The sequence below is a fragment of the Hansschlegelia beijingensis genome, from assembly GCF_045505405.1.
Classification (GTDB): Bacteria; Pseudomonadota; Alphaproteobacteria; order Rhizobiales; family Methylopilaceae; genus Methylopila; species Methylopila beijingensis_A.
Map to the genome: position 1 here is coordinate 1 of NZ_JBJKEX010000291.1, position 3,911 is coordinate 3,911.

General features: G+C 67.1%; 2 protein-coding genes. Both read left to right on the plus strand.

The genetic code is table 11. From position 1 onward, the window contains the following. Nucleotides 1-232: 232 nt before the first annotated feature. Nucleotides 233-2,770, plus strand: coding sequence for a CehA/McbA family metallohydrolase (locus tag ACIKT0_RS14500; protein WP_407106026.1), 2,538 nt, complete (start codon nucleotides 233-235; stop codon nucleotides 2,768-2,770). An 80-nt stretch (nucleotides 2,771-2,850) separates the two neighbouring features. Next, entirely contained in the window at nucleotides 2,851-3,816 is a 966-nt protein-coding gene (locus tag ACIKT0_RS14505; RefSeq protein ID WP_407106027.1) for a nuclear transport factor 2 family protein, read from the plus strand. Nucleotides 3,817-3,911 lie beyond the last annotated feature (95 nt).

Here is a 3,911-nt window from a genome sequence, read left to right on the forward strand (position 1 = left end):
CGATGACGCTGCGCGTCAGCCGGCCGTGGATCTCCGGCGCGTTGTTCGGGACGTCCTCGGGGCTCTCGCTCAGGCCCGGCGCGGCGTGGCACGGACTCTGCTTTTGCAGTGCAGCAGGCGAGGGCGAGCCAGCGTTTCGGGGGCTTTGACAGGAGATGAAATGATCACGGGGTTTTCGGGGATGCGCGCTGCCGCGTCGCGCGTGACGTGTGTCGGCTTGGTGGCGGCGCCCTTGCTGTTCGCTCCGGCCGCGTTCGAGATCGCGCTGGCGCAGCCCTTCCAGTCCGCGAGCGCGCTGTCGCCCATCGTCAGCGGGATTTCAAAGCAGCCGCTGATGGTCCAGGTCGATCACCTGCTGCAGGCCATGGCGTTCGTCGGGCGCCCGATCGCCGACGCCGACCGCGACGCCCTCTACAAGGCCGGCCAGCTGCCGGACGACCAGGCGGTCGCGGCCATCCAGCAGATCCTCGACCGCTACGCCATCGCCCGCGTCGACATCGATCCGCTGCGCAAGGTGACGGTGCTGCCGATGACCGGCTCCACCGAAGGCCTCACCAAGGACGGCTGGACGACCTTCCTGGTCAAGATCTCGAACCGCGCCGGCGCGACCGACGCCCTCGACGTCGACAGTCCGCACGCGGCGATGCCCTACGACTTCACCCGCATGCAGGTGGAGCGCAGCGTCTATGACGACCAGTTCACCGACGTCATGCTGGAGCATGTGTTCCACACCGGCGTGACCTGGGGCACCTGGGGCGGCGGCTATCCGTACAAGCAGCCGCCGCAGCCGGAGCAGACCGGCGTCTGGCCGCAGCACGGCGACCTGTCCTTCGTGCCTACCAAGGACCGCTGGGCCGCCGTCAGCCTGTTCCAGGGCGCGCCGATGCAGAAGACGCTGTCCGGCTTCCCGCTCGAATACGCGATCCTTCAGGTCTACAGCCGCGACGAAGGCCTGAAGTCCATGACGATGTCCTTCAACGTCGGGACGCTGCGCTCGAGCGGCACCGGCTCCGCGCCCTACACGCCCGGCAATCCCGGCATACGCGGCGAGGCGCAGTTCAGCTTCAACGTCGCCAAGGCGGTGCCGGTGACGCTGCGCGTGCTCGACGAGAACGGACAGCCCACCGCGGCCCGCTTCACGATCCGCGACAAGCTCGGCCGGGTCTATCCCTACCGCTCGAAGCGCTACGTCCCCGACCTGTTCTTCCAGAACCAGATCTATCGCTATGACGGCGAGACCGTGGACCTTCCGGCCGGCGAATACACGGTCGAGACCGGCCGCGGCCCGCAATACGAGAAGTACACCCGGACGATAACGGTCAAGGCCGACGCGCCTTCGACCGAGACCTTCAAGTACAAGCGCTGGGTCAATCCGCGGGCGCTCGGCTACCAGAGCCTGGACAAGCATGTCCATACCGCCGGCTGCCTGCACTACAACGACCCGACCTACGGCATCGAACCGAAGGACATGCTGCGCTACTCGACCGGCGAGGATCTCGATGTCGCCGACATCCTGATCTGGGGCCCGAACTGGTATTACCAGAAGGCCAAGTACTTCACCGGCCAGCCCGACCCGATCTCGACGCCGAACAACGTCGTCACCCACAACCTCGAAGTCTCGCAGTTCCCGAGCAGCTCCGGCGGCCACACATCCGGCCACGGCATCCGCGACATCGACTATCCGGGCACGAAGAAGATCGAGGACTGGCCGAGCTACACGCTCCCCGTCCTCAAGTGGATGCAGTCGCAGGGCGCCCTGTCGAGCTATACGCACTCCGGCTTCGGCCTCGACGTGCAGTCGGCGGATCTGCCGAACTACATCACGCCGCCGATGGACAGCATCGGGGCCAACGAATACATCATGACGGTGGCGCATGGCGCGACGGATCTGCTCGGCGTCGGCAACACCAACTTCATCTCCGAACTGAACATCTGGTATCACACGCTCAACGCCGGCTACCGGGCGCAGATCGCGGGCGAGACGGACTGGCCCTGCATCAACGGCGAGAATGTCGGCCGCGGCCGTTCCTACGCCAAGATTCCCAACCCGCAGGCGGCGGTCACCTATCAGGGCATCCTCGACTCCATCGACGCCGGCGACTCCTACGTCTCCGACGGCCGCAGCCACCTGATGAACTTCAAGGTCAACGGCAACCTGCCGTCGCGGAAGGTCGGCGCCGAGATCAAGCTGCCGGCCGGTTCCACCGTCACCGTCACGGCCGACGTCACGGCGCTGCTGCAGGACGAGCCGGAGACGATCGAGGTGCTCGGCTCGAGCTACCCGATGGAGACCCAGGCGACCGTCTATCACCCCCTGCCGGAGCCCAAGAAGCAGCGCATCTCGGAGCTTCCGGTCACGGGCGTGAGCTGGCGCAACATCCCCTGGTGGCACATCGAGCGCGCCCGCATCGGCGACACCCGCAACGTGCTGCTCGAGGTCGTGGTCAACGGCAAGCCGGTGGCGAGCAAGCAGATCGTCGCCGACGGCGAGATCCGGCCGATCGAGTTCAACATCCCGATCGAGCAGAGCAGCTGGATCGCGCTGCGCATCCTCGGGGCGAGCCACACCAACCCGGCCTTCGTGCTTGTGGACAAGAAGCCGATCCGCGGGTCGAAGGCGAGCGTCGAATGGATGATCCGGGCGCTCCACCAGGCCTACGAGGTGAAGCGCAACGGCTGGCGGCCGGAGGACTATGACGAGGCGACGGCGGCCTACGACTACGCCTACCAGTCCTTCAAGAAGATCCTCCACGAGACTTCGGCGCCCTGAGAAGAGCTGAAGTCCAAGTGACGCCATGCGGGGCGGCCTCCGGGCCGCCCCCTCACGACGCCTTTCGGCGGGGAGTTCCGATGCGTTTCCGTCTTGTGGCCGCCCTTCTGGGCTGCCTCGCGCTCGCCTGCGCGATCGTCTCGCCCGCAGGCGCTGAAGCGCCCCGGACGCCCGCCGCGCAGGACGACGCGGCTCTCATCGCCGCTCACAAGACCTTCTGGAGCGCCTATGAGGCCGGCGACCTCTGGCGCATGAGCCAGCTCTGGGCGCGCGACGACGACAGGATCTCGGCGGTGTTCCCCGCCTCGGCGACGCTCTCGGTCGGCTGGGGCAACGTGCAGGAGAGCTTCCGGCGCACCTTCGCGCACAACCGCAACGTCAAGGTGGACGCGAGGCTGCTGCGCAGCGCCCGCGAGGGCGACGTCGCGTGGTTCGTCAGCGCCGTGCGCTACGAGGCGGTCCAGACCCAGACCGGACAGTTCGTGCTGCTGGACCGCATGTTCACCACGGAGGTCTACAAGCGCCAGAACGGCGAATGGCGGCTCGCGCACTATCACGGGCACTTCCCGGGCTTCCGGACGATGACCGACGATCCCGCGACGATCATCCTCGCGCCGCCGCCGATCGAGCGCCCGGACGACCCGGTGTGGAAGCTCCATGAGCGCTTCACCACCGCGTTCTCGGCGCTCGATCTCGGGGCGATGTTCGAGCTGTTCTCCCCGCAGAAGAGCGTCACCGCCCTGCAGCCGACGGCGCCCGTGCCGTTCTTCGGACCGGAGAACGTCATCGCGAGCTGGAAGAAGACCTTCGGCGAGGTCCAGGCGCTGACGATCGAGCCGCTGCAGATCGTCGTGGAGCAGTCCGGCTCGGTCGCATGGGTCACGGAGCTCAGCCAGTTCCACATCGCCTTCAAGGCGAAGCCCGACGAGATCCAGCACTTTCACAGCGTGCTCACGACCTACGTACTTCGCGAGGAAGCAGGACAGTGGCAGATCGCGCATTACCACGCGCATTTCGGCTTCGGCTTCGAGGCGCATCAGCATTGAGCGCGCTCGCCCGCTTCGCGCCCGCCATCCTGATGGGTCTGCTCGCCGGAGCGGGCGCGGCGTCGGCGCGCGATCTCGCCGCCCCGCCGTCGCCC

What these genes read in the sequence shown, in the direction of transcription:
- ACIKT0_RS14505 (WP_407106027.1), top strand. Translation starts at nt 2,851, where the DNA reads ATGCGTTTCCGTCTTGTGGCCGCCCTTCTGGGCTGCCTCGCGCTCGCC.